This window comes from Paraburkholderia sp. OAS925 (assembly GCF_040543975.1).
Taxonomy (GTDB): domain Bacteria; phylum Pseudomonadota; class Gammaproteobacteria; order Burkholderiales; family Burkholderiaceae; genus Paraburkholderia; species Paraburkholderia graminis.
In genome coordinates, this window is record NZ_JBEUNO010000001.1 from 1,515,703 (window position 1) to 1,537,891 (window position 22,189).

Genomic DNA, 22,189 nt, shown 5'->3' on the forward strand with positions numbered 1-22,189 from the left:
ACCGCGACCACAACTGCTTCCCGCTCGCGAGCTAATCCGAAAACAACGTATTTAGCGCGTTCGCGGCTTCGCTATCCACCGTATTCCACGTCACGGTTTCGGCTTCGAAAATATAGTGGGTCGTGTACTTGCCGAGGCGGCCGAGTATCTCTTCCTGAATGACTTCCGGCGCGACATCGAGCTTCAGATACCACGCGGTCGACGACAGCCGCGTCTGGAACGCGCCGTACTCAGCCAGCAGATGGTCGAACGCGTCAGCATCCTGATCGCGGCAAACAATGACCAGATTTCCCTTCATGCGAATCTCCCGTTAAAGCGGTAGCGACAACTCGAGGTCAGTGTCGATCATACCTGCTTGCTTGCGGAAGGCTCGAAGCTCCGGCTTGCGTCGCGTCAAGGAGCGCGGCCGCCGTTACCAGACGCTTGCGACCGTGCGCGCGGGCGGGGCGGTGTCGTCGGGCGGCAGCGCTTCGGTGCGGTCGCGCCCGCCGGTCTTGGCCGCATAGAGCGCCATGTCGGCGCGGCTCATGATCCGCTCCGGGAGGTCGTCGACGGACAACTCCGTGATGCCGATGCTCACGCTGAGCGTAACGGACGCAGGCAGTTTCGCCGACGGCACGGCTTTCAGACGCAAGCGCAGGCGCTCGACCACTTCGCGGCCGCCCGCGAGATCGGTGCCGGGCAGCAGCACACCGAACTCCTCGCCGCCGAGCCGGCCGATCGCATCGGCGCCGCGCAGTTCGGCGCGGCAGGTCTCGACGAAATGCTCGAGCGCGCGGTCGCCGGCGGCATGGCCGAAGCGGTCGTTGATCTGCTTGAAGTGATCGAGGTCGGCAATCGCCATGCACAGCGGCTGGTTGCCGAGGTGCGCGCGATCGATCTCGTGACGCAGCAGATCGAGGAAGTAGCGGCGCGACAGCGCGCCCGTCAACGCGTCGTGACGCGCCTCCGCCGAAAGCAGCGTATTGGCCGACTGTAGCTGCTCGGCGAGATCGCGCGTGGCCCGATGATGGCGCCGCTCGCGCACGTACGACACGGTGATCACCCACGCGAGCGCCACGGTGCCCGCCAGCGTCAGAAACACCAGCAGATGATCGCGCTTATGGTTGCGCAACAGCTCCGGCCAGGCCGAGAGCGGCTCGACCAGATGCGCGGAGAGCCCCGAGTTCAGGCCGCCACGAGTCTGATACAGCGACGGCCCCAGGCGGCCGGCCGAGCCGAACAGTTGCCCGGCGACGGTCGCCGAGACCCACGGCGCCTGCTCGCGCACTTCGTTGTCGACGCGAATCTGGATATCCGGGAACGCGTCGCGGCGATAGGTCACGGTGCGCTCGGCGACGCTCATCTTCGTCACGCGCGAATCGGGCAGCGCGTGGCCTTCGAGCTTGCTGTCGTGCGCCATGATGATGACGCCGTTATCGTCGGCGACGAAGGTGCCGGCATGCGCGACCCAGTGGCGCAACCGCGCGATGCCGACCTTGGCGACGACCGCGCCCGCGAGTTCGCCGTCCGCATAGACGGGGACCGCGATGAAGATGCCGGGTTCGCCGCTCGTGCGGCCCACGCCATAGGTTTCGGAGAACGCGCCGAGCAGCGCGTTGGTCAGATACGCGCGCACCCGCATGTCGACGCCGACGAACGAGGCGCGCCGCCTCTGCGGATCGCCGGAGACATCGCTCGAGGCCACGCAGATGCCGTTGGCATTCACGAGCCATACCTGATCGAGCCCGGAGAAGCCCTGTGCCCGGTGCAGGAAGGTGCTGACCGCGCCAAGATGCGGGTCTTTTAGCAACGCGGCGCGCAGCGCGGGTTCCGTCGTCTCGCCGTTCGCGGCATAATTCCGGGATTGCACCAGCGCGTTCTGGACCACGTCCATTTCGGCCATGGTTGCGGGAATGGCTCGCGACATCGCGAGGTCGCTTGCGATCACCTCCGCCATGTTGTCGACGATCGAGGCGGCCATCTGACGCTGCGCGTGCAACGCCGCGTTGAGCTCTTGCTGTACCATCCGGTCCGCGACCATGCCGGCCACGAACCAGCAAGCCAGTACGATCAGCACGAAGCCGATCGGGCCGGTTGCCTGGCGCAAGGTTGTCCTGTTCATCGACCCTCTGATCCGTCTGGCTGAGACATGCAACTAGCTTATTCGTGGCAGCGCCGCGGCGCCGTTTCGCCCGGGGTTTCGCTCGGGGTTGCGCCGCGCGGGCCGGGATAAAACCATCCATACGGGCGCATCTTTAGTGGATTCTAACCGTCATGGGGCCAGACGGCACCCTTATCGCGGCAATGAATCCAGATGGGCTGCACCCATCAGGCTCTTAACGGCAACCGCGCCGTTTTCTTGATGCCGGGAGCGGCAATAGGCCACGCGCGACGAGACGCGCAACGAGGCTCGCGGTCTTCACGGAAGCTTCGCGGAAGGCCACTGTCAGGCCATTGCCGGGCCGTTGTCAGGCGGGGCGCAGCAAGTTGCCGGATTTGCCTTCAAAGGTTGTGCCTGAAACATAGGATGGTGTAGTGTCGTGCCGTCCAAAACAAAGGAAAGCTCGCCAGCCTACGGGCGGCGCCTGCGGCGACAGGACTCAGGCTTGACGGTTGCGGTTCGGGGGCGGCTTGCCCATCGGCGCTTCCGTTGCCGGTCCACCTGTCTCGTACGCTAACGATTTACCGCGCACACGCGTTTTGCCATGCCTGATTTCCGCTTTCCGGACCGAACTTCAGACCGCCGCGCGGCAGCCGCGGCCTCCTTCGCGCATTCGAACGCCTGTATTAACGAGGAGCCGGTCTGATGGATTTCAGCTTCAACCTGAAGCGCACCGCCAACGCGTCGGCATGGCGCGTGCTGCCCAACCGCTGGGACTTCGTCGCGTTTCCGCTCATCATCTGCATCATCGCGATGGCGGCGATCGGCTTTCACGAGACGCTCGCGCCGATGTCGACGCTGAAGACCCAGGCGATCTCGCTCGATCCGGCGAATCTGCCCGAGTACGCGATGCGCACCACATTGCGCATGCTCGCGGCGATGGTCGCGTCGCTGATCTTCACGCTCGCCTACGGCACGCTGGCCGCGAAGAGCCGCCGCGCCGGACTCGTGCTGGTGCCGATTCTCGACATCCTGCAGTCGGTGCCGGTGCTCGGCTATATCTCGTTCACGGTCACGTTCTTTCTCGCGCTCTTTCCGGGCCGCGTGCTCGGCGCCGAACTCGCGGCGATCTTCGCGATCTTCACGAGCCAGGCGTGGAACATGACGTTCAGCTTCTATCAGTCGCTGCGCACGGTGCCGCGCGATCTCGATGAAGTCTCGCGCGGCTTTCATCTGACGTCATGGCAGCGCTTCTGGAAACTCGAAGTGCCGTTCTCGATGCCCGGCCTCATCTGGAACATGATGATGTCGATGTCCGGCGGCTGGTTCTTCGTGGTCGCATCCGAGGCGATCACGGTCGGCAATAACACGATCACGCTGCCCGGCATCGGCGCGTATCTCGCGCAGGCGATCGTCGTCAAGAACCTGCATGCGATCGGCTGGGTGATCCTCGCGATGACGGTCGTGATTCTCGCCTACGATCAGTTGCTGTTCCGTCCGCTGGTGGCGTGGGCCGACAAGTTCCGCATGGAGACCACCAGTTCGGGCGACGCGCCCGAGTCGTGGCTGCTCGATCTGATTCGCCGCACGCGGCTGATTCACCGCTTGCTGGTGCCGCTCGGCTGGATGTTCGCGAAGGCGGCGCGCGTGCCATTCCGCTTGCCCGCGCTGCAGGCGCCGCGCTTTCCGATTCCGCAGATCCAGAAGAGCTCGCGCATCGGCGACATCGTGTGGGGCGCGCTCGTGCTGGTCGCCACTGTCTACGTGGTGTATCGCGTGTTCATCTACGTGCGCACCGGCGTATCGCTCGATGAAGTCGGCCACGTGTTCGTGCTCGGGCTGATCACGCTGCTGCGGGTTGTGGTGCTGATCGCGCTGGCGTCTGTGGTCTGGGTGCCGGTCGGCGTGCTGATCGGCCTGCGGCCCGCGCTCGCCGAGAAGATTCAGCCGCTCGCGCAGTTTCTGGCCGCGTTCCCGGCGAATCTGCTGTTTCCGGTCTTCGTGATCGTGATCGTGCGCTTCAACCTGAACCCGGACGTCTGGCTCTCGCCGCTGATCGTGCTCGGCACGCAGTGGTATATCCTGTTCAACGTGATTGCCGGCGCGACTTCGTATCCGAACGACTATCGCGAGGCGGCCAAGAATTTCCATATCCGCGGCTGGCAGTGGTGGCGTCAGGCCATCTTGCCGGGCATCTTCCCGTACTACGTGACGGGCGCGATCACCGCGTCGGGCGGCGCGTGGAACGCGAGCATCGTCGCGGAATTCGTGCAGTGGGGCGACACGAAGGTGGCCGCGCACGGGCTCGGCGCCTATATCGCGCAGTCGACGGCGGCGGGCGATTATCCGAAGATCATCGTCGGCATCGCCGTGATGTCGCTATTCGTGACGCTGTTCAACCGCCTGCTGTGGCGTCCGATGTACGCCTACGCCGAAGCGAAGCTGCGGCTCGACTGAGGCCCTGAGGCCACGAAGCCCTGAGGCCCTGACGCTACGCGCCTGGCCTGCCGCGGTGCACGACAAACCTGCGCGGCCCGGTGTTTTCCTGAGAATTGAAGGCATAACGCGATGCAAAATCCTAAAGCTGCCACGACCGCCGCGCCCATCCAGACGCCGCCGAAGCCGCCGCGTCTCGGCGAAGAAATCCTGCGCGTCAAGGACGTGTGCCGCGGTTTCAACAAGTCGCAAGGCGAACTGCTGGTTCTCGACGACGCCAACCTGTCGCTGCGCGAAGGCGAGATCGTCGGTCTGCTCGGGCGTTCGGGCTCGGGCAAGTCGACGCTGCTGCGCATCATCGCCGGTCTGATCGAGCCGACCGACGGCGAAGTCACATACATGGGCAAGCCGCTCGACGGTCCCGCGAAGGGCGTCGCGATGGTGTTCCAGACCTTCGCGCTGTTCCCGTGGCTGACCGTGCTGCAAAACGTGGAAGCCGGGCTCGAGGCGCAAGGCGTGGCCGCGCGCGAGCGGCGCGAACGCGCGCTCGCCGCAATCGACCTGATCGGCCTCGACGGCTTCGAGAACGCGTATCCGCGCGAGCTGTCGGGCGGCATGCGCCAGCGCGTCGGCTTTGCGCGCGCGTTGGTGGTCGACCCCACACTGCTTCTGATGGACGAGCCGTTTTCCGCGCTCGACGTGCTGACCGCCGAGACGCTGCGTACCGACCTGCTCGACTTGTGGACGCAAGGCCGCATGCCGATCAAGGCGGTGCTGATCGTCACGCACAACATCGAGGAAGCGGTGTTCATGTGCGACCGGATTCTCGTGTTGTCGTCCAATCCTGGCCGCGTGATCGCCGAGATCAAGGTGCCGTTCAAGCATCCGCGCAATCGTCTCGATCCGGCGTTCCGGCGTCTGGTGGATGAGATCTACGCGAAGATGACCGCGCGTCAGACCGACGAGAAAACGCGGAAGGGCCTCGAGCTGCATAGCTGGTTGCCGCACGTGTCGACCAACCTGATGGCCGGTCTGATCGAGACGCTCGCCGCCGCGCCGTATCACGGCCGCGCGGACATGCCGGAAATCGCGCGTTCGCTGCATCTCGAAGTGGACGACCTGTTCCCGGTCGCGGAAGTGCTTCAGCACCTCGGTTTCGCCGACGTCCGCGAAGGCGATATTTTCCTGACGCCGCCCGCGCGCGTGTTCGCCGAATTCGGCACGCAGGAGCGCAAGATGATGTTCGCCGAGCATCTACTGCGGCATGTGCCGCTCGCCGCGCGAATCAAGAAGGTGCTGAACGAGCGGCCGGGGCATCGCGCACCGCGTGTGCGCTTCGAGCAGGAACTGGAGGATTTTCTGTCCGACAGCGCCGCCGAAGAAACGCTCGACGCGGTCATCAACTGGGGGCGCTATGGCGAGATTTTTTCCTACAACGACCAGACCGAAATCTTCAGTCTGGAAGACGTGGAGTCGTGACCACCGCGGCGCTCACGTAGTACGGTTCAATGAAAACGGCAGGGGAGACCCTGCCGTTTTTCGTTATGCGGTGCGATTCGTTTTATTGCAGATTGCCCCAGCGCTCCACGGCCGGTTCCGCGGACGCCCATTTCCAGCCTTTCTCCTGCTGACACGCGCTTGCCGTGTACCAGTCTTCGCGTGCGTTCGGTCCGTCGCCGTCCTGCACCGAGAACACGAACTCCTTGCATAGCGCGAGCGCCGAGCCGAACGCGCGCGTGACGCGCACCTGGCCGTGGCCGTTCTCGATGGGCAGCGTATGTTTGACGGACCACGGACGCGTTTCGCCGACGGGCATCGCGCCGGCCAAAGCCGCGATCAGATTCTGCTGGTCGCTGTGCATGCTGCGCATGTAGCGGCCGATGGCTTCGTCGGTGGCGGCTTGCACCGCGATACCGACGCCGATGCCCACCGCCGGATTCGACGTGACGAGGCCCGACGCGACGCCGGCGGCTGCGCCGCTCGCCGCGCCGATCGACGAGCAACCGCTCGTGAGCAGCGTCGCACTGAGACATAGCACGCCGGCGAGCGCCGTCAGACTCGCGCGATGCAGCCGCTGAGCGGCCGGAAACGCACGCGCGGTCATTGCAATGCGCCCCAGCGTTCGGTGGCGGGTTCGGCCGACGCCCATTTCCAGTTTTCGCCGTCGCGGCAGATGGAGGCCACGTAGAACGCGCTGCTGGCCGGCACGTTTTTCGTCGCGATGTGGTCGACCGAGAAGACGATTTCCTTGCAGTCGAGCGCGCCCGCGCTGATCGTGCGGCTGACCGTGACGCGGCCGTGTTCGTCGTCTTCGATCGGCATGGAATGCGTGACGCTCCACGGCGCGATCGCGCCCACTTCGAGCGGCCCGGCGATCTTCGCGATGCCGTCCTGCGTATTCCGGTGGACCACGCGCTCGGAGTACTGCACGCCCGCTCGCGCCGCGGCCACCGCGCCGAGACCGATGCCGGTCGCGACGGCGGCGTTGCTCGTGACCTTCGCCGCGAGCGCGGCGCCGGCGATACCCGCGCCGGCGGTGGCGCCTTCTGTGTAGAACGAACTGCAGCCCGAGAGCGCCGACGCGAGCGCCAGGCTCAACGCAACGAGGACCGTTGCGTTACCCCATCCGCGCCTCGCTTCTGGTTGGCGGCGCACTTTCAAGCGCGGTTTCAAGCCTGGTTCCAGGCACCCGGCGCACAGCATTTTCTTTTGCATCCCTGTCTCTACTCTTGCAAGTGCTCCGGCTCGCGTGCGAAGGCAACGGCGAGCCGGCGGCATGTCGTCCCATCGTCGAAAATGGGCTGCTGCATTTTGCAGGATGCGTTTTGTAAATGGCAGAGGGAAAGTGCAAGCAATTGCAAAACATGGTGCGCACCAAACCGGTTTCTGCTCAGACTGCAGACCGGTTTGATTGGCGGTGCGAACTGTTTGATGAGGAAACTTCTGCTGAAGCGCGTCTACTGTTCGGTGTCTTCGTCGGTACTTTCGTCGCCATATGCGCTCAAGCGGTTGTAGAGCGTTTTGAGGCTCACGCCGAGTGCTTTTGCCGCACGCCGCTTGTCGCCGCCGCAGTACTTCAGCGTGCCGAGAATGATCTGCTTTTGCGCGTCGGCGAGCGGCGTGCCGATCCATACGCTCATCGCGTCGCCTTGCGTCACGGGCCGCTTCACTTTCGACGCGAGGTGCGGGTGCGGCAACTCGACCGTTTTCTCCGCGAGAATGAACGCGCGGTACACCGCGTTCTTCAGCTCGCGCACGTTGCCTGGCCACGACCACGTGCGCAGCGTTTCGATCGAGCGTTTGCTGAAGCTCTTGCTGGTGCCTTCCTGCTGATTGAGCTGCGCAAGAAAGTGTTGCGCGAGCAGTTCGCGGTCGTTCTCGCGTTCGCGCAGCGGCGGCGCGCGCAACGGAAACACCGCGAGCCGGTACATCAGATCCTCGCGCAGACCGTTTTCCTTGACCGCGACGGCCGGGTCGCGATTGGTCGCGGCGATCACGCGCACGTTGCCGCTGATCAGCTCGTTGCCGCCGACGCGATAGAACGTGCCGGTCTCGAGCGCGCGCAGAAGTTTCACCTGACGCACGGGCGCCATTTCGGTGACTTCGTCGAGAAACAGCGTGCCGCCGTTCGCATGCTCGAAGTAGCCGACGCGCCCTTGGACCGCGCCAGTGAAGCTGCCTTTTTCGTGGCCGAACAGTTCGGCCTCGATGAGCTCGTCGGGAATCGCGCCGCAATTCACGGCGACAAACGGCGCCTCCCTGCGGCTGCTTTGATCGTGAATCGTGCGGGCGATCAGCTCCTTGCCGGTGCCCGATTCGCCGATGATCAGCGCGGTCGCGTCGGTGCTCGCGACGCGCTCGATCTGCTCGTACAGGTCGAGCATCACCGGGGACGAACCGTACAGCAGGCCGTACGATTTCAGTCCCGCGACGCCGTCCGCTACGCGCTGCTTTGCCTGTGCGGAAGCGCTGCCGCCGGCGGACACAGTGGGCGAGGCCAGATCGATTGACGCCATAAACGGGGAAGTCCTGTGCAAATGAGTTCGTTGGTGCGGCGCGCAGGCCTGGGAACGAGACGACCGAAGTTCTATCTCACAAAGGTCGATTTAACCACTTTGACAGCGCTTCCTGCAATCTATGTGAAGGCGATCGGCCGCGCATCGCGGCGAGTCGGTCGAAACTGCGCGTGGCGCGCGCCGGCCGCGCCCGCGAACCAGCAAAGTTACCGGGCACATGCATTGCAGCTTGCCCCCGGCACGCGTGCGCTCAGGCCGCGGACACCGCGGACGCCGCGGTCCGCGCGGGCGCTGAACCAGACGAGGAGTGAAAGATGACTGACACGACGCAACAGCTCGCACTCGGCGGCCAGAAGATCGTCCAGGATCTGCGGGTGCTGCTGAAGGATTCGGAAGAAATGCTGCGGCTTGCCGCCAATGTGCCGGGCGAGGGCGTCGGCGCGCTGCGCCAGAAGCTCGGCACCCATGTCGAGACGCTGCAGTCCGCGCTCGGCGACGCGCAGGAAAACGCGCAGCGGCGCTATCGCTTCGCAACCGTCAACACGGAACGCTATGTGCGGCAGAACCCGTGGAGTTCCGTCGCGATTGCGGCTGGCGTCGGCTTCGTCTTGGGCGTGCTGAGCGCGCGCTAGGCGCGGGTTCGGCGTCCGCGGCGTCCGCTGCGGCCGGCTGCGCGGCGCGGCGGTTTGCACTCTCTGCCTCTCTGCATCTAACGATCACAAAACGACCACAAGGAGTTCATGATGGCTCGACCCAAAATTGGCATTTTCGGTGCGCTGATGGCGCTCGGCGGCTACCTCGCGGTGCGTTATGTGCAGCGCAGCCGCGCCGCGCAATCCACCACCGGGCGCGAGTTGAACCGCTGGGAAGACGAGGGCGGCGCGGTTATCACGCCGTCGGCGGCGTCGTCGTCCGCTTCTTCCGCGCAGTCCGGCGCGGGCTCGCCGGCCTCCGCCGGTCCGGGCGCGCATGGGCCGAATGGCTCCTCTCACCCCGACGCCTGGCCGTTCCCGCACAGCAGCTAGACTGCTTTCCCGCCGCGCGCCGCCGCCGATCCGCCGGGCATGCGGCGCGTCTCCGGGACTGTTAAATTGTCTCTATAAAGCCGTATAATAGGTAAATACAGAACAATAGTGCCGATCACGTCGCGATTTATGCGTGTATTGTTGCAATATTGAATGGAATCGGTGACCAAGCGCTGTCGGAAGTTGGCGTACGCTCACTTTGAGACAGGTATGCCCGCCACCCGCGCGAGGTCGTCGGCGCTTTTTCAGCATGCTCGCCGCATGCTGTTCCTCCCACGCTTGCAGGCTTTCGAGACGCGATGCCACATGTACTGATTGTCGATGACGACGCAAGTACCCGCGAGGCGCTTTCCGCCATCATCGGGGAAGACGGTCTGACCACCGCCACCGCGGGCGATCTGCGCGAAGCGCGCATTCAACTGGTCCGGCAGATGCCGGACGTTGTCTTTACCGATCTCAAGCTGCCGGACGGCAGCGGGGTCGAACTGTTCGAAGATCTCGATCCGCGCTCCGGCGTGGAAGTGATCGTGATTACCGGCCACGCCACGGTCGAGTCGGCGGTGAACGCGCTGAAAATGGGCGCCACCGACTACCTGGTGAAGCCCATCAACATGCAGCGCGTGAAGGCGATTCTGTCGCGCCTGCCGCGCGCCGGCGACCTGAAGGCCGAAATCGGCACCTTGCGCGGCGAACTGCGCCGCATGGGCCGCTTCGGTTTGATGCTCGGCAATTCGCCGGCCATGCAGGAGGTCTACGACCAGATCGGCCGTGTCGCGCCGACGGCGGCTTCCGTCATGCTGGTCGGCGAGTCGGGCACCGGCAAGGAAGTGGCCGCGCAGACGCTGCACGAGCTCAGCCTGCGTCGCAAGCATGCGTTTCTGGCGGTGAACTGCGGCGCGATTTCGCCGAATCTGATCGAGTCGGAAATGTTCGGCCACGAGCGCGGCTCGTTCACGGGCGCGGATCGTCAGCACAAGGGTTATTTCGAGCGCGCGAACGGCGGCACGCTGTTCCTCGACGAAATCACCGAAATGCCGATCGAGCTGCAGGTCAAGCTGCTGCGCGTGCTGGAAACCGGCATGTTCATGCGGGTCGGCACGACGAAGGAAATCGAAACCGACGTGCGGCTGATCGCCGCGACCAACCGCGATCCGGAGCAGGCGGTGCTGGAAGGAAAGCTGCGGCTCGACCTCTACCATCGGTTGAATGTGTTTCCGATCAGCCTGCCGCCGCTACGCGATCGCGGCAAGGACGTCGAACTGCTCGCGCAAGCGTTCCTCGAGGAACTGAACGAGCGGCACGGCACAAAGAAGCATTTCCCGCCCGCGGTGAAGGAGATGCTGCTGTCGTATCCGTGGCCGGGGAATGTGCGCGAGCTGAAGAACTACGTGCAGCGCGCGCACATCATGTCGGGCACGGACTCGGACAGCACCGCGACCGTGCCGTTGCAGATCACGTTGTCGAAGCCGGCTGCGGGCACGGCGATCACGATTCCGTTCGGCACGTCGCTCGCTGAAGCCGACCGTCAGTTGATTCTGGCCACGCTCGAGCAGTGCGGCGGCGTGAAGACGCGCGCCGCGGAAATTCTCGGCATCAGCCTGAAGACGCTGTACAACCGCCTCGTGGAATACGGCAACGACGCGCGCGAAGACGGCGATGCCGCCGATGAATCGCGTGCGCTCGGCGGCGCGGACGCTTAACGTCCTGCGCTTAAAGTCCGGCGCGTAAAGTCCACCCGCCGCTTCCCGTCGGGAGCGCGGCGTCGAACGGCACAGCCCTTGCTGCATTCAACACAAATGCATAGCGAGGACCACTGACATGCCGCACTACGCTGCCGCTCCCGCGCTGCCGCTTCGCCAGCACGCGCATCGACCGGAGCCGATCGAGCCGCCGAGTCCAAGCGAGCCGGATACGGTGCCCAATCCGGATCCTGAACCGATCGAACCCGTCGAGCCGCCGATTGGCGACCCGCCTCCGCAGCCCACGCAGACTCCGCAGGCCAGTCGGCGTCCGCCAATCTCTCTGCAACTCTGAATTCCTTGCCGTTCGCGCCTTGGCGGGCGCAGCAAATTTGTGTACATGTTACAAATGCGACGCATGATTTACCGGCAATTCAATGTCGTCGCTCCTAGACTGTGTTGATGCCGCCGCTGCCAGGCGGCGCGGCTTTGCCCGGAGGCATCGATCATGAGACATCCAGCGCTGCGGCGTTCCGCGCGCCATTCCAAGCGCGACAGCCGTTCTACGGACAAGAGCGCTCCACCGCCGGCTTCGTCCGGACCCGTTCCGGACGCTTCGGCCGCCGCGGCCGCTGCGGCCTCGTCCGCGCCGCACCACGATCCGTCCGCGCAGAATCGCGTCGCCCCCGACGCCCCACCTGACGGGGAATACAACCAGGGCGGCGTGCGCCAGGAAGGCCTCGACTACCAGCGCGACCTGGGCTCTGAGCAGGACGCATAAGACTGCTCGGCAGCCCGAGCTTCCAGCCCGAGCAAGACGTTTCCACTTTCATGTGACGAAACGGAAGAAACTCCTTCGCCGCATCATGGCGGCGCGGGTTTGTGCTCGTTTGTCACATTTGCACACATTTTTATTTCCCATTTGCACCGAAACGGCACGCGACTTGCGTGCAATCTTGCCGCACATGTCCGCATGCAACGAAACAACTGAACTAGGTGGAGCACCAATGAGCAGACTGATCGTGGTATCGAATCGTGTCGCGCCGACCCAGGAGGGCCGGCCCGCAGCGGGTGGCCTGGCGATCGGCGTGCTGGACGCGTTGAAGGAAACCGGCGGAGTCTGGTTCGGCTGGAGCGGCGAGACGGTGAGCGAACCGTCGGCGCCGGTAATCGAGAAGCAGGGCAACGTCACGTATGCGACGGTCGGCCTGACCAAGCGCGACTACGACCAGTACTACCGCGGTTTTTCGAATGCGACGCTGTGGCCCACGTTCCACTATCGCAACGACCTCTCGCGCTACGATCGGCAGGAATACGCGGGTTATCAGCGCGTCAATGCGACGCTCGCGAAGCAGTTGAAGGAACTGCTGCGGCCCGACGACATCATCTGGGTTCACGACTATCATCTGCTGCCGTTCGCGCGCTGCCTGCGCGATCTCGGCGTGAAGAATCCGATCGGCTTCTTCCTGCATATTCCGTTTCCGGTTCCCGAGGTGCTGCGCACGATTCCGCCGCACGAGGAACTCGTCAAGGCAATGTGCAGCTACGACGTGATCGGCTTTCAGACGGAGGCGGATCGCCAGTCGTTTGTCGATTTCATCGAGCGCGGTCATCACGGCACCTCGAGCGAAGACGGCATGGTCCACGCGTATAACCGCTTCCTGAAGGTCGCCGCGTATCCGATCGGCATCTATCCCGATGCGATCGCGAAGGCCGCCGAGCAGTTCACCGACCGAAAGCCGGTGCGCAGCCTGCGCGACGGCATGCGCGGACGCAAGCTGATCATGAGCGTCGATCGCCTCGATTATTCGAAGGGGCTCGTCGAGCGCTTCCAGGCGTTCGAACGTCTGCTGCTGAATGCGCCGGGATGGCACGGGCGCGTGTCGCTGGTGCAGATCGCGCCGCCGACGCGCTCCGACGTGCAAACATATCAGCGGATTCGTCAGACGCTGGAAGGCGAGGCCGGCCGCATCAACGGACGCTTCGCGCAGCTCGACTGGACGCCGATCCAGTACCTGAACCGCAAATACGAGCGCAATCTTCTGATGGCGCTGTTCCGTCAATCGCAGGTCGGCTATGTGACGCCGCTGCGCGACGGCATGAATCTCGTCGCGAAGGAATACGTCGCGTCGCAGGACCCGGCCGATCCTGGCGTGCTCGTGTTGTCGCAGTTCGCGGGCGCGGCCGAACAATTGCCGGGCGCGCTCGTCGTCAATCCGTTCGATCTCTCGCAAATGGCCGAGGCGCTCGAACGCGCGCTGTCGATGCCGCTTGCCGAGCGGCAGGCGCGTCACGCCGACATGATGGCGCCGATGCGCGAGAACAACCTGTCCGTGTGGCGCGATACGTTCCTGGCGGATCTGCGTAACGTGGCGACCGCGTCTTCGGTGACGGCCAAAGCGGTAAAGCTCGCTGACGTGACGGCGTCGTCGTCGTCGTAGGAGTTGTGGGCGGCTGCGCGGTTTCTTTGCGTTTGTTAGAAGCCGCGCGAAGCTGATCACGTCGAAGTGAGAGCCTGGAAGAAAGCGTTGGAGCAGAGCAAGGAAAGGGCGCACATCATGCGATGCGCGCCCTTTTCGTATCTGCGTCGTTTGTCGGATGCGTGGCGTCGTTACGCGGCGCGCGTATTGACCCGCTGCATCACGCGCATCGTGCTGACCACGGCGGCCACCGCCGAAAAACCCGCGGCAACATAAAGCGCGATGACCGGCCCGCTGTGCGGCGCGACGCCGAAGATCAGCGCGACGAGCGCCGCGCCGAGCGTCTGACCGGTCAGGCGCGCAGTACCGAGCATGCCGCTTGCGCCGCCGCTGCGTTCGCGTGGCGCGGACGACAGCATCGTGCGGTTATTCGGCGACTGGAAGATGCCGAAGCCCGCGCCGCACAACGCCATGCGCCACGCGATCTGCCAGGCGTCCGGATGCGGGCCGAGCGTCGCGAGCAGGAGCAGGCCGACCGTCATCGCGGCGAGCCCCACGCCGCCGAGCCAGCCCGACGAGACCTTGTCCGACAGCACGCCGGCAATCGGCGCGGCGACGATGATGATCGCGGGCCACGGCGTCATCAGCAGACCGGTGTCGACCTGCGAGAAACCGAGCATGTCCTGCAACATGAACGGCAGCGACACGAACGCGAGCATCTGCGCGCAGAACGAACACACCGACGTGCCGATCGACAGCGCGAAGATCGGAATCCTCAGCAAATCGATCGGCAGCAGCGGCGCGGGGCGGCTCAACTGACGGCGCACGAAGAAGTAGCCGATCACCACCGCGCCGATCAGTTCCACGACGACATAGCCGAGCCGTTCGCCGTGGCCGAGTCCGTCGACGGCGAAAATCAGCAGGCCGAATACGAACGCGTTCATCACCGCGCTCAACAGGTCGTACGGGGAATCGTGGCCGCGGTTCATCGGCAGCGCCTTGAAGCCGCCGATAATCGCCGCAATGCCGATCGGCACATTGATCGCAAACAGCCACGGCCACGGAGCGACCGCGAGCACGCCGGAAGCGACCGTGGGTCCGACTGCCGACGACACCGCAACCACCATCGCGTTGATCGAGACGCCGCGTCCGAGTTGCGTCGGCGGATAGATCATGCGCACGAGCGCCGTGTTCACGCTCATGACGCCCGCCGCGCCGAAGCCCTGCACGACGCGAGCGATCGCGAGCGTCGGCAGCGAGGTCGAGAGCGCGCAACCGAACGAGGCCACCGTAAACAGAATCAGCCCGGCCAGATAGATGCGCCGATAGCCGATGCGGTCGCCAAGCGACGCGAGGGGCAGCAGAGAAATGGTGATGGCGAGTTGATACGCGTTGACGATCCAGATGGAGCCGGCCGCGCTCGCCTGCAAGTTGCGCGCGATGGTGGGCAGCGCGACATTGGCAATCGCGCTGTCGAGCACCGCAAGCGTCAGCGCAAGAGCGATGACGAGCATCGCCCAATAGCGTTGCGGCGTGGGCAGACCGGGTTCGGCATTGGACGGCCGCGCGCTGTCAGGAGCGAGCGTGTCCGCGGCATCCGGCGGTAGGGTCCCGCCGTTGCGGGATGGTTGTGCGTGCATCGGTTGTTCGAGTTGCCTTCAGCGTTCCGCACGAAAGCGCGGCGGGTCGCGACTTATGGCTGCTTTCGCGAAAGGTTCGCGCGCGCTGGGTCGATGCCGCGCCGCTCAATATGATGGCGTGCGTTGCGGCATCGTCCGCAGCTCGCCGCTATTTGAGCTCGTAGAGCCCGGTGTGCGTCGTCGAGTCGATCTCGTTCAGATGAGTCATGAAGCGCGCGACCGCGTTGGTGGTCTCGGCGGTGATGGGCAGGTGCGGCACCTTCAGCGCATGCAGCCGGAAAATGTAGCGATGCGTTCTGTCGCCGCGCGGCGGCGCGGCACCGCCGAAGCCGACCGTGCCGTAATCGTTGCGCACCTGCAGCGCGCCTTGCGGCAGCAGCGAGCCGTCGGCCTTGCCGGCGTTGCGCGGCAACGAGCGTGCGTCCGCGGGAATGTTGACCACGACCCAGTGCCAGAAGCCGCTGCCCGTTGGCGCGTCGGGATCGTGCACGGTGAGCGCGAAGCTTTGCGTGTCGGCCGGCGCGCCTTCCCATTGCAGCGCGGGCGAGATGTTTTCGCCGTCGACGCCGAATGCCTTGTCGTCGTATTCGTGCGCCTTCGGCATGAAGCCGCTATTGGCAAAATCGTCGGACCACAGACGGAAATCAGCCATTGTGTGCCTCCCTTGCTGGCGGGTTTGATGGCCGAAGCGAGCACCGTGAGTGCCGTGCCGGCGTGAAAGTCGGCGGGCTTAAGTCGCTTCGGGTTAGCCAGTCGAGTGTATCACCGAGGGCTTTCGGTTCGCTCGCCAAACCGCGCGTAGCAGGCGGTGGGCAAGGGCGCTTTCAGGCGCGTTCTTCGAAGCTCGGCGCGTCGCTCTTCAGCCATTCGACGAGACGCGTCAGCACGCCCTCGATGTCGCGATTCGCGCCGCGCAACGCGCATTCCCACACGACGCCGACGCGCCAGCCGGCCGCGAGCAGCGCGGCGCGCACCTTGTCGTCGTTCGCGCGGTTACGGCCGATCTTCTCGCGCCAGAACTCGGGGCGCGTCTGCGGCCATTTGAAAAGAGGGCAGTCGTGACCATGCCAGAAGCAGCCATGCACGAGCACGACGGCGCGGTAGCGAGGCAGCACGATGTCGGGGCGCCCCGGCAAGTCGCGCGCATTCAGGCGAAAGCGAAAGCCCTGCCGATGCAGCAGGCTGCGGATCAGCACTTCGGGCTTCGTATTGCGGCCGCGAATGCCGGACATCATGCGGCTACGCGTGGCGCTGTCGACGATATCGACCATGCTAGCGCGGCGAGTTTGCGCAGCCCGAACAAGTCGGCGTGCAGGGAAGGCGCTTGTGTCGATTCATGCGATGGCTCCTGAAGCAGTGCAATAAGCAGCGTTGCCTACGCTGGAGCACGATGCGCGCCACTTCGGGCGACGCCGGGATTCGATTGAAACCGCGCGCAGGCAAGCCGGCGTATGCCGGCATCCGGCAGTTTACGCAAAATCGCTTGCACCGCGCGCGTATTGGAGACGAGCGGTGGCGTCGTCAGGATCGACGTACCAGCATGCACAGGCTTTGCAAGCTGTGCAGACCCGCGTCATAACCTTCGAGCGTATGGCCGAGGAGCACTCTGCGCGCCATGCGTCTTTGCTCGAAGCTCTTCCTCTCGTCGCTTGTCGGCACCCAGTAAATGCCGGTGCGGGCCTCCTGTATATGGCGGACCGTGCCGGCGTCGACGAGCTGACTCAGCGAAGCCTTGATTTGCCGTGTGCTGCTGTTCAACTGATTCGCGAGCGCGACGCAGGTATAGCGCACGCCTGGTGTCATGATGGCGTCGAGACTCGACGCAGTCAGTCTTCTGCGTTTTGCTGCCTCCTCTTTTGCATGTGTGTCCTTTGCGTGTCTATCTGTTGCCTCGTTATCCCGGTTCATAGTCGACGCCTCTCTTCTTGCTGCGTTAGCAGTGCTGGATCGTCTTTACATCGCGTGCCGGAACGCGCGTTCTCCGGCCGCGCCAATAAGACCGCCTATTGAGCGGCGTCTGCGGGAACACCGTCGCGAGCAGCGGCGACGGCGGCGTCGCGCTCTTTCGCTGCGGCCGCTTTCTGCCGCATATACACGCGCTTGGCGGCGGCCACTTTGCCGTCATATACGTGATTAGCCGCGGAAATGCGCTCGTGCATCTGCACGATCTGATCGCTTGTACCCGGCGATGTTTTATTCGCCGGGGTTTGTGCCCAGGATGTCGACGCCGCGCTAATCATGCAGAACAACAGAGTGGAAACGATTTTCTTCATGGGCGCTCCTGCTGAAAAAAAGCGGCCGCCTTAGCGGCCGCGAAAGTCCACCACTCAGACCTTGGTAAGTGGCGGCTCGGGGTTCGTTACTCGCTGCAACGTGTTGGAAAGTTAATGCAAGCGAACCGTCGGCGGAAGAAGCGGAATGGCGTACGCGTAAAGCAAAAGCGAACGCGGTTCATTGAAAGCGATATGGATCTGTTGCGGCGACGCGCGTGCGTATGCGGAATGGAGCGCCCGGCTCCTTGCTGTGTTGTTCGGAAGCGATTAACGCGTTCAGCATTATGTTGCTTCACAGCGTGCATGGGCTCGCGATACGTTCGCTGCTGGCAGTCAACAGGCGACCGGTTAATTAAAGCGCTGATGTTGTCGAGGACTGCCCACCACACCTACTCACTATGAAATTGAAATCGGAGCAAGTTATGCGTGCACTTACAGCGCAATCGTCGAGTATGTTAAACCTCGCCTTTGCCGCGGCATTATTGCTGGGCTATCCGGCAGCAAGTCGCGCGCAAGACGATCGGACACCTGCACCGGCAAGCGCACCGGGTGCGCAAATGGTCGCCTGGCTCACCAGCCGTATCGTCAATATCGACGCGCAGATGAACCGTATCACCGTGCAGGGATCGCACGGCGAGATAGTAGTGATGGAGGTCGATCCCGAGGTGGCCGATATCAGGCTGCTCAAGGTCGGCGACGAGATACAGGTCCAATACAAAAGCGCGCTGTTGTTGTCGGCGGAAAAGGTGGCGGCCAAGGGCGTGCGCTCGCGAGTCGAAGAAGAATCCGCCAGGCCCATATCGCACAGCATGGCCGTGAAGCTGCGCAAGGTCGACGTGGTCGCGACCGTGCAAAGCATCGACCGCAAGAATCGCCAGGTCGTATTGCGCGGACCCTCGCGCAGTATGCTGCTGCAAATTGCCCCGAACGTACCCCTCGACAAGATCGCGGTAGGCGACAGCGTGCACGCGACATATAGCGCTGAGACGGCGGTTCTCATCACACGCGGCGGCAAGCCGATTCGCTAATCGTTATGATGAGCCGGCGGTGAAGCGTAAAGCCGAGTACAGCCGCCGGCGTTGCACGACAATGGCGCGAACTAAAACAGCCGCTCAGTCGATTGCAGAACCCGCTTTGCTTCTACGCTTCCTGTGTTGTCGCTATCGCGGATGGTCTCCAGAAGTATGTCGATAAGGCAATTTGCCGCCGCGCTTTGAGGATGGCCGAGGCGCGAAACGATTCCGATGGATGTATCTTCGAGTTCTTCTCTCAGCGGGAACGCGCAGAACTTGAAGCGCGTCACACACAGTTCCGCGAGTGGCCACGGGAAGATACTCACTGCGTCGGTTCTTTGCAGTACCGATGCGGCCACCATCAATGAATGCATGTAGTGAACGTTACGCGGTTCCGGCAAGCCATTGCGATAGAACATTTTCTTCGAGAGCCGGCACTCCATGTCCGAGTCGAGGCACACCAGCCAATCGGCATCCATCAGATCCGCAAGAGAGCGGGACTGCGCGAGTGGATGTCCACGCCGCGCGACCACGGTCAGGCCGCACGACAAGAGCGGGCGGAAATTGAATTCCGTGTTGACCGTATCGGGAGCCTGCTGGCCCACGAATACTTCGACGCTGCCATCGCGCAAACGCGGATAGGCGATCGACATGAGGCCTTCGAACATCTCGAGTTGCACATTCGGCATCAGCTTGCGGAACTGAATGAATATCTCGGGAAGAAAACATAAAGCTATCCACGGCGTGATCGCGAGCGACAGTTTTCCGCACGGCTCGCCGCGCATCTCATTCAAAGCGCCATGCGCGCGTTCTACTTGCGACACGATAAGTCTTGCATGAGGGAGCAGCGTATTGCCGCATTCCGTCAACGTCGCCCCTGACGATGCGCGCACGATCAAAGGCGCGTTGACGCGGTCTTCGAGATTTTTCAGCGCCTGCGTGATGGCGGAGGGCGACAATCCCAATGCCCTGGCTGCGCCGCGAACGCTGCCGGCGTCTGCAATGGCGACGAGCGCGCGAAGTTGATGGTTCTTCATCGTGTCCTCACCGTTTGAAGGTATGCATGACTAATTGTCAAAACTGTTTGACGATTCAGGCGATTTGTTGGCAGTGCCCTTTCGCAGTGCCTTTGTTGTGTAGCGGTTCAGGAGGTATTTGAAGTTTGCGTTGATGCTGCGCAACGCCTTTGCGATTATGACCGTGGCGAATGCACGGCGCCATCGTCCCAGAAATAATTCTGGATTAACGTGCAGTTATCGTTCGCTGGCTCGGGTTCGCCTGGCGATTTCAATGGCCGTCTCGAGTACCACACATCTTCTGGTTTGAGCGCGCCAGAAAGCGACCAGCCGTCGAGCGGGAATGTCCGCGAGAATTATGCGATTTAACTCACAGGATGCCATTAAGTCCTCTGGGACATGTTCTGGCAATAGCGCAATCGCTCCGCTAACCGACGCCATTCGCAATGACAACTCGAGCGAGTCGCATTCGATCGACGGCTGTATCGCACAACCGAGCACGCGCTCCACATAACGCCGCACGCCGAAGTGACGAGGCGGCAGCACCAGCTTCAACTCCGACAAACGCGACATGGCTTCGCGGCTGACATCAGTCCGCGCGCTGTGGTAAAGCGCGAGGCGTTCTTCGTGAAGCTCGACGCTTTGAAGGTCGGTCGTGCTCAACTCGGTGGAATAAGCCAGGCCGAGATCGGCCCGTGCCGCGCAACACCATTTCAACGACGCTACTGGAAGTGCTGCATTGCAAAGAGAGACGCGTCTGCGGATAGACTCGCAAGAGTTCGCGGCCGAGGCTCGGTACGAAGTGTCCAACCAGTGTGTCCACTGTGGCAATGCGCAGCGACAGTCCCCAGCCGGGCCCATGCGCGGTGGCGTGCGAAACCGACTGGTCCAGCGCGTCGAGAAGCGGCTCTACCGCCCGAAACAACGCTTCGCCATCCGACGTCAGTTGCATTCCGCGACCGTGCCGCCTGAATAGCGCGTGGCCGAGTTTCGATTCGAGCGACTGAATATGCCGGCTCAAGGCCGGCTGCGTGATGCCGACCGCTTCAGCCGCCGCGCGCAGCGAATGGAACTTCGCGACGGCGACGAACATGCGCAATTGCGTGTCGTGGCTGGTACTCATCGTGATGGCGCGTGTCCATGCCGTTTAGAAACGTCTTTCAATGCAATCATTTTGCGAGCCTCGTGCGAACGCAATGAGTGATCGCGATCATCATCGTGGTGATCGCCCAGTAAGCCACGCCCGCAACGATCAGCACGGGGACGATGGTGCCGTCGCGTTCGCCGATTGCCGTCAGGCGCCTGAAGAAATCGCCCAGCGCGATCACATAGACGAGCGACGTGTCCTGAAAGATGACGATGCACTGTGTAAGCGCAAGCGGCACCATCGCGCGAAACGCCTGCGGCAGAATCACATAACGCAGCGTCTGCATGGATGTCATGCCGAGTGCGTATCCCGCCTGAAGCTGTCCGCTCGGCAAGCCGGCGATGCCCGCGCGAATGATTTCGCAGAAGAACGCCGCCTCGAGTAACGAATAAGCAGTCAGTGCCGAAACGAGCCGCAAGTCGACCGTGGACGGAAGATTGAAGAGCGCCTTCAGCAGTTGCGGCACGATCAGGTAGAACCACAACAACAGCATGACGAGCGGAATCGATCGGAATAGCGCTACATAGGTTTGCGTAAAGAGCCGCAGTGCGCGATTCGCCGACAAACTGAATATCGCGAGTACCGTGCCCCAGGCGAGACCGACGAGAATCGCGACAACGGTAATCTGCAATGTGACCTGCATGCCTGAGAGCAACACGTCTCTCGAGTCGACGAGCCCTTGCCAGTCCATCTCGAACATATCAAGTCCCGATCATTCCGTGCAGCGCAGTGCGCCGGCGAATCCAGCGCATGCCGCGCAGAATCGCGAAGTTGAGTGCCATATAGGCAAGCGTCACGCAGATAAACGATTCATACGGCTGCGCGGTGTAGTCGACAAGTTGCCGCGCCTGACCCGACAGTTCGAGCAAACCGATCGTGGAAGCCACAGCAGAGTTCTTGGATATGATCAGGAACTCGGATGTCAGCGGGCCGAGTATCGTGCGAAACGCGACAGGCAGCAGAACATGGCGATAGGCCTGGGCTCGCGTGAGCCCGAGTGCGAACGCCGCATGGAACTGTCCCACGGGTCGCGCCTGTATGCCCGCGCGCACTTGCTCACAGATTCGCGAACCCGTGTACACGCCGAGCGATACAACCGACGCAATCAGAAACTGCGGATGAGAGGGCAGGCTCTTGAACCAGTCTCCGGCAGCGGTGGGCAGTACTTCTGGCACGACGAAGAACCAGATGAAGAACTGCACGATCAGCGGTACGCCGCGAAAGATTGAAACATAGGCCGCACTCGCCGCATTTGCCGCGCGGTTCGGCAAGGTGCGCATGACGCCGAATACGGTGCCTATCGCAAGTGCAAGCGAGAAGGCAAGCAAGGTCAATTCGACGGTATTCACGAGTCCGGAGAAGAGCCAGTCCAGATAAGTGGCGGGCTCGCCGGTCGCGACCGGCTGCAGCAGCACACCCCAGTGCCATCTGTAATCCATTG

The 22,189-nt window shown here is 63.2% G+C and carries 24 protein-coding genes; 9 read left to right on the forward strand and 15 right to left on the reverse strand.

The window, feature by feature from the left end:
- Window positions 1-31 precede the first annotated feature (31 nt).
- Complete coding sequence (locus tag ABIE53_RS06590; protein ID WP_006048434.1) at window positions 32-298, reverse strand: double-stranded DNA-specific endonuclease; 267 nt, start codon at window positions 296-298, stop codon at window positions 32-34.
- Between the two features lie 114 nt (window positions 299-412).
- Window positions 413-2,104: a sensor domain-containing diguanylate cyclase gene (locus ABIE53_RS06595; RefSeq protein WP_029970034.1), complete on the reverse strand. Its 1,692-nt coding sequence runs from the start codon at window positions 2,102-2,104 to the stop codon at window positions 413-415.
- A gap of 684 nt (window positions 2,105-2,788) precedes the next feature.
- Between ABIE53_RS06595 and ABIE53_RS06600 the strand changes: the two genes are divergently transcribed.
- Both ABIE53_RS06600 and ABIE53_RS06605 read left to right on the forward strand, forming a co-directional pair.
- The gene (locus tag ABIE53_RS06600) at window positions 2,789-4,540 is read left to right on the forward strand and encodes an ABC transporter permease (protein WP_006048432.1); all 1,752 of its coding nucleotides are present in this window, start codon (window positions 2,789-2,791) and stop codon (window positions 4,538-4,540) included.
- A gap of 111 nt (window positions 4,541-4,651) precedes the next feature.
- Entirely contained in the window at window positions 4,652-5,998 is a 1,347-nt protein-coding gene (locus tag ABIE53_RS06605) for an ABC transporter ATP-binding protein (protein ID WP_053857721.1), read from the forward strand.
- A gap of 82 nt (window positions 5,999-6,080) precedes the next feature.
- On the opposite strand, the gene ABIE53_RS06610 is transcribed toward ABIE53_RS06605, so the two are convergent.
- The 3 genes from ABIE53_RS06610 to ABIE53_RS06620 all read right to left on the reverse strand — a co-directional run bounded on the left by ABIE53_RS06610 (window position 6,081) and on the right by ABIE53_RS06620 (window position 8,535).
- On the reverse strand, window positions 6,081-6,623 hold the full coding sequence (locus ABIE53_RS06610) for a hypothetical protein (RefSeq protein ID WP_006048430.1): 543 nt from the start codon (window positions 6,621-6,623) through the stop codon (window positions 6,081-6,083).
- Complete coding sequence (locus ABIE53_RS06615) at window positions 6,620-7,234, reverse strand: hypothetical protein (RefSeq protein WP_006048429.1); 615 nt, start codon at window positions 7,232-7,234, stop codon at window positions 6,620-6,622. Before ABIE53_RS06615 ends, ABIE53_RS06610 begins: the two co-directional genes overlap by 4 nt.
- Before the next feature lie 242 nt (window positions 7,235-7,476).
- Complete coding sequence (locus tag ABIE53_RS06620; RefSeq protein ID WP_006048428.1) at window positions 7,477-8,535, reverse strand: sigma-54 interaction domain-containing protein; 1,059 nt, start codon at window positions 8,533-8,535, stop codon at window positions 7,477-7,479.
- Between the two features lie 314 nt (window positions 8,536-8,849).
- Here ABIE53_RS06620 and ABIE53_RS06625 point away from each other — a divergent pair, with 314 nt between their 5' ends.
- The 6 genes from ABIE53_RS06625 to otsA all read left to right on the forward strand — a co-directional run bounded on the left by ABIE53_RS06625 (window position 8,850) and on the right by otsA (window position 13,680).
- Entirely contained in the window at window positions 8,850-9,167 is a 318-nt protein-coding gene (locus tag ABIE53_RS06625) for an ElaB/YgaM/YqjD family protein (RefSeq protein WP_006048427.1), read from the forward strand.
- A gap of 111 nt (window positions 9,168-9,278) precedes the next feature.
- Window positions 9,279-9,560, forward strand: a complete 282-nt coding sequence (locus tag ABIE53_RS06630) for a hypothetical protein (protein WP_107707162.1) — start codon at window positions 9,279-9,281, stop codon at window positions 9,558-9,560.
- Between the two features lie 299 nt (window positions 9,561-9,859).
- Window positions 9,860-11,260, forward strand: coding sequence for a sigma-54-dependent transcriptional regulator (locus ABIE53_RS06635; RefSeq protein WP_006048425.1), 1,401 nt, complete (start codon window positions 9,860-9,862; stop codon window positions 11,258-11,260).
- 118 nt (window positions 11,261-11,378) lie between these two features.
- Window positions 11,379-11,594 carry a hypothetical protein gene (locus ABIE53_RS06640; RefSeq protein ID WP_107707161.1) on the forward strand — a complete coding sequence of 72 codons (216 nt, stop codon included), beginning with the start codon at window positions 11,379-11,381 and terminating at the stop codon, window positions 11,592-11,594.
- 153 nt (window positions 11,595-11,747) lie between these two features.
- Entirely contained in the window at window positions 11,748-12,020 is a 273-nt protein-coding gene (locus ABIE53_RS06645) for a hypothetical protein (RefSeq protein ID WP_107707160.1), read from the forward strand.
- Window positions 12,021-12,246: 226 nt separating this feature from the next.
- On the forward strand, window positions 12,247-13,680 hold the full coding sequence (gene otsA / locus ABIE53_RS06650; protein ID WP_029970024.1) for an alpha,alpha-trehalose-phosphate synthase (UDP-forming): 1,434 nt from the start codon (window positions 12,247-12,249) through the stop codon (window positions 13,678-13,680).
- Window positions 13,681-13,850: 170 nt separating this feature from the next.
- On the opposite strand, the gene ABIE53_RS06655 is transcribed toward otsA, so the two are convergent.
- The 5 genes from ABIE53_RS06655 to ABIE53_RS06675 all read right to left on the reverse strand — a co-directional run bounded on the left by ABIE53_RS06655 (window position 13,851) and on the right by ABIE53_RS06675 (window position 17,572).
- A complete protein-coding gene (locus tag ABIE53_RS06655; RefSeq protein ID WP_082366951.1) occupies window positions 13,851-15,299 on the reverse strand; it encodes an MFS transporter in 1,449 nt (482 codons plus the stop codon).
- A gap of 148 nt (window positions 15,300-15,447) precedes the next feature.
- Window positions 15,448-15,951 (reverse strand): YbhB/YbcL family Raf kinase inhibitor-like protein, encoded by a 504-nt coding sequence (locus ABIE53_RS06660; protein WP_192700160.1) that lies wholly within the window; start codon window positions 15,949-15,951, stop codon window positions 15,448-15,450.
- 172 nt (window positions 15,952-16,123) lie between these two features.
- The gene (locus ABIE53_RS06665; RefSeq protein WP_006048418.1) at window positions 16,124-16,570 is read right to left on the reverse strand and encodes a very short patch repair endonuclease; all 447 of its coding nucleotides are present in this window, start codon (window positions 16,568-16,570) and stop codon (window positions 16,124-16,126) included.
- Between the two features lie 250 nt (window positions 16,571-16,820).
- Window positions 16,821-17,102 (reverse strand): hypothetical protein, encoded by a 282-nt coding sequence (locus tag ABIE53_RS06670; RefSeq protein ID WP_258196080.1) that lies wholly within the window; start codon window positions 17,100-17,102, stop codon window positions 16,821-16,823.
- Window positions 17,103-17,302: 200 nt separating this feature from the next.
- Window positions 17,303-17,572: a hypothetical protein gene (locus ABIE53_RS06675; protein WP_006048416.1), complete on the reverse strand. Its 270-nt coding sequence runs from the start codon at window positions 17,570-17,572 to the stop codon at window positions 17,303-17,305.
- Window positions 17,573-17,994: 422 nt separating this feature from the next.
- Here ABIE53_RS06675 and ABIE53_RS06680 point away from each other — a divergent pair, with 422 nt between their 5' ends.
- Window positions 17,995-18,600, forward strand: a complete 606-nt coding sequence (locus ABIE53_RS06680; RefSeq protein WP_107707159.1) for a hypothetical protein — start codon at window positions 17,995-17,997, stop codon at window positions 18,598-18,600.
- A gap of 71 nt (window positions 18,601-18,671) precedes the next feature.
- On the opposite strand, the gene ABIE53_RS06685 is transcribed toward ABIE53_RS06680, so the two are convergent.
- From ABIE53_RS06685 to ABIE53_RS06705, 5 genes are all read right to left on the reverse strand, one after another.
- Entirely contained in the window at window positions 18,672-19,622 is a 951-nt protein-coding gene (locus ABIE53_RS06685; protein WP_192700161.1) for a LysR family transcriptional regulator, read from the reverse strand.
- Window positions 19,623-19,838: 216 nt separating this feature from the next.
- Window positions 19,839-20,264: a LysR substrate-binding domain-containing protein gene (locus ABIE53_RS06690; protein WP_376914861.1), complete on the reverse strand. Its 426-nt coding sequence runs from the start codon at window positions 20,262-20,264 to the stop codon at window positions 19,839-19,841.
- Entirely contained in the window at window positions 20,191-20,724 is a 534-nt protein-coding gene (locus tag ABIE53_RS06695; protein WP_376914863.1) for a LysR family transcriptional regulator, read from the reverse strand. The genes ABIE53_RS06690 and ABIE53_RS06695 overlap by 74 nt, the downstream gene beginning before the upstream one ends.
- A gap of 46 nt (window positions 20,725-20,770) precedes the next feature.
- Entirely contained in the window at window positions 20,771-21,448 is a 678-nt protein-coding gene (locus tag ABIE53_RS06700) for an ABC transporter permease subunit (protein WP_107707157.1), read from the reverse strand.
- Between the two features lies 1 nt (window position 21,449).
- A complete protein-coding gene (locus ABIE53_RS06705; protein ID WP_107707156.1) occupies window positions 21,450-22,187 on the reverse strand; it encodes an amino acid ABC transporter permease in 738 nt (245 codons plus the stop codon).
- Window positions 22,188-22,189: the final 2 nt, after the last annotated feature.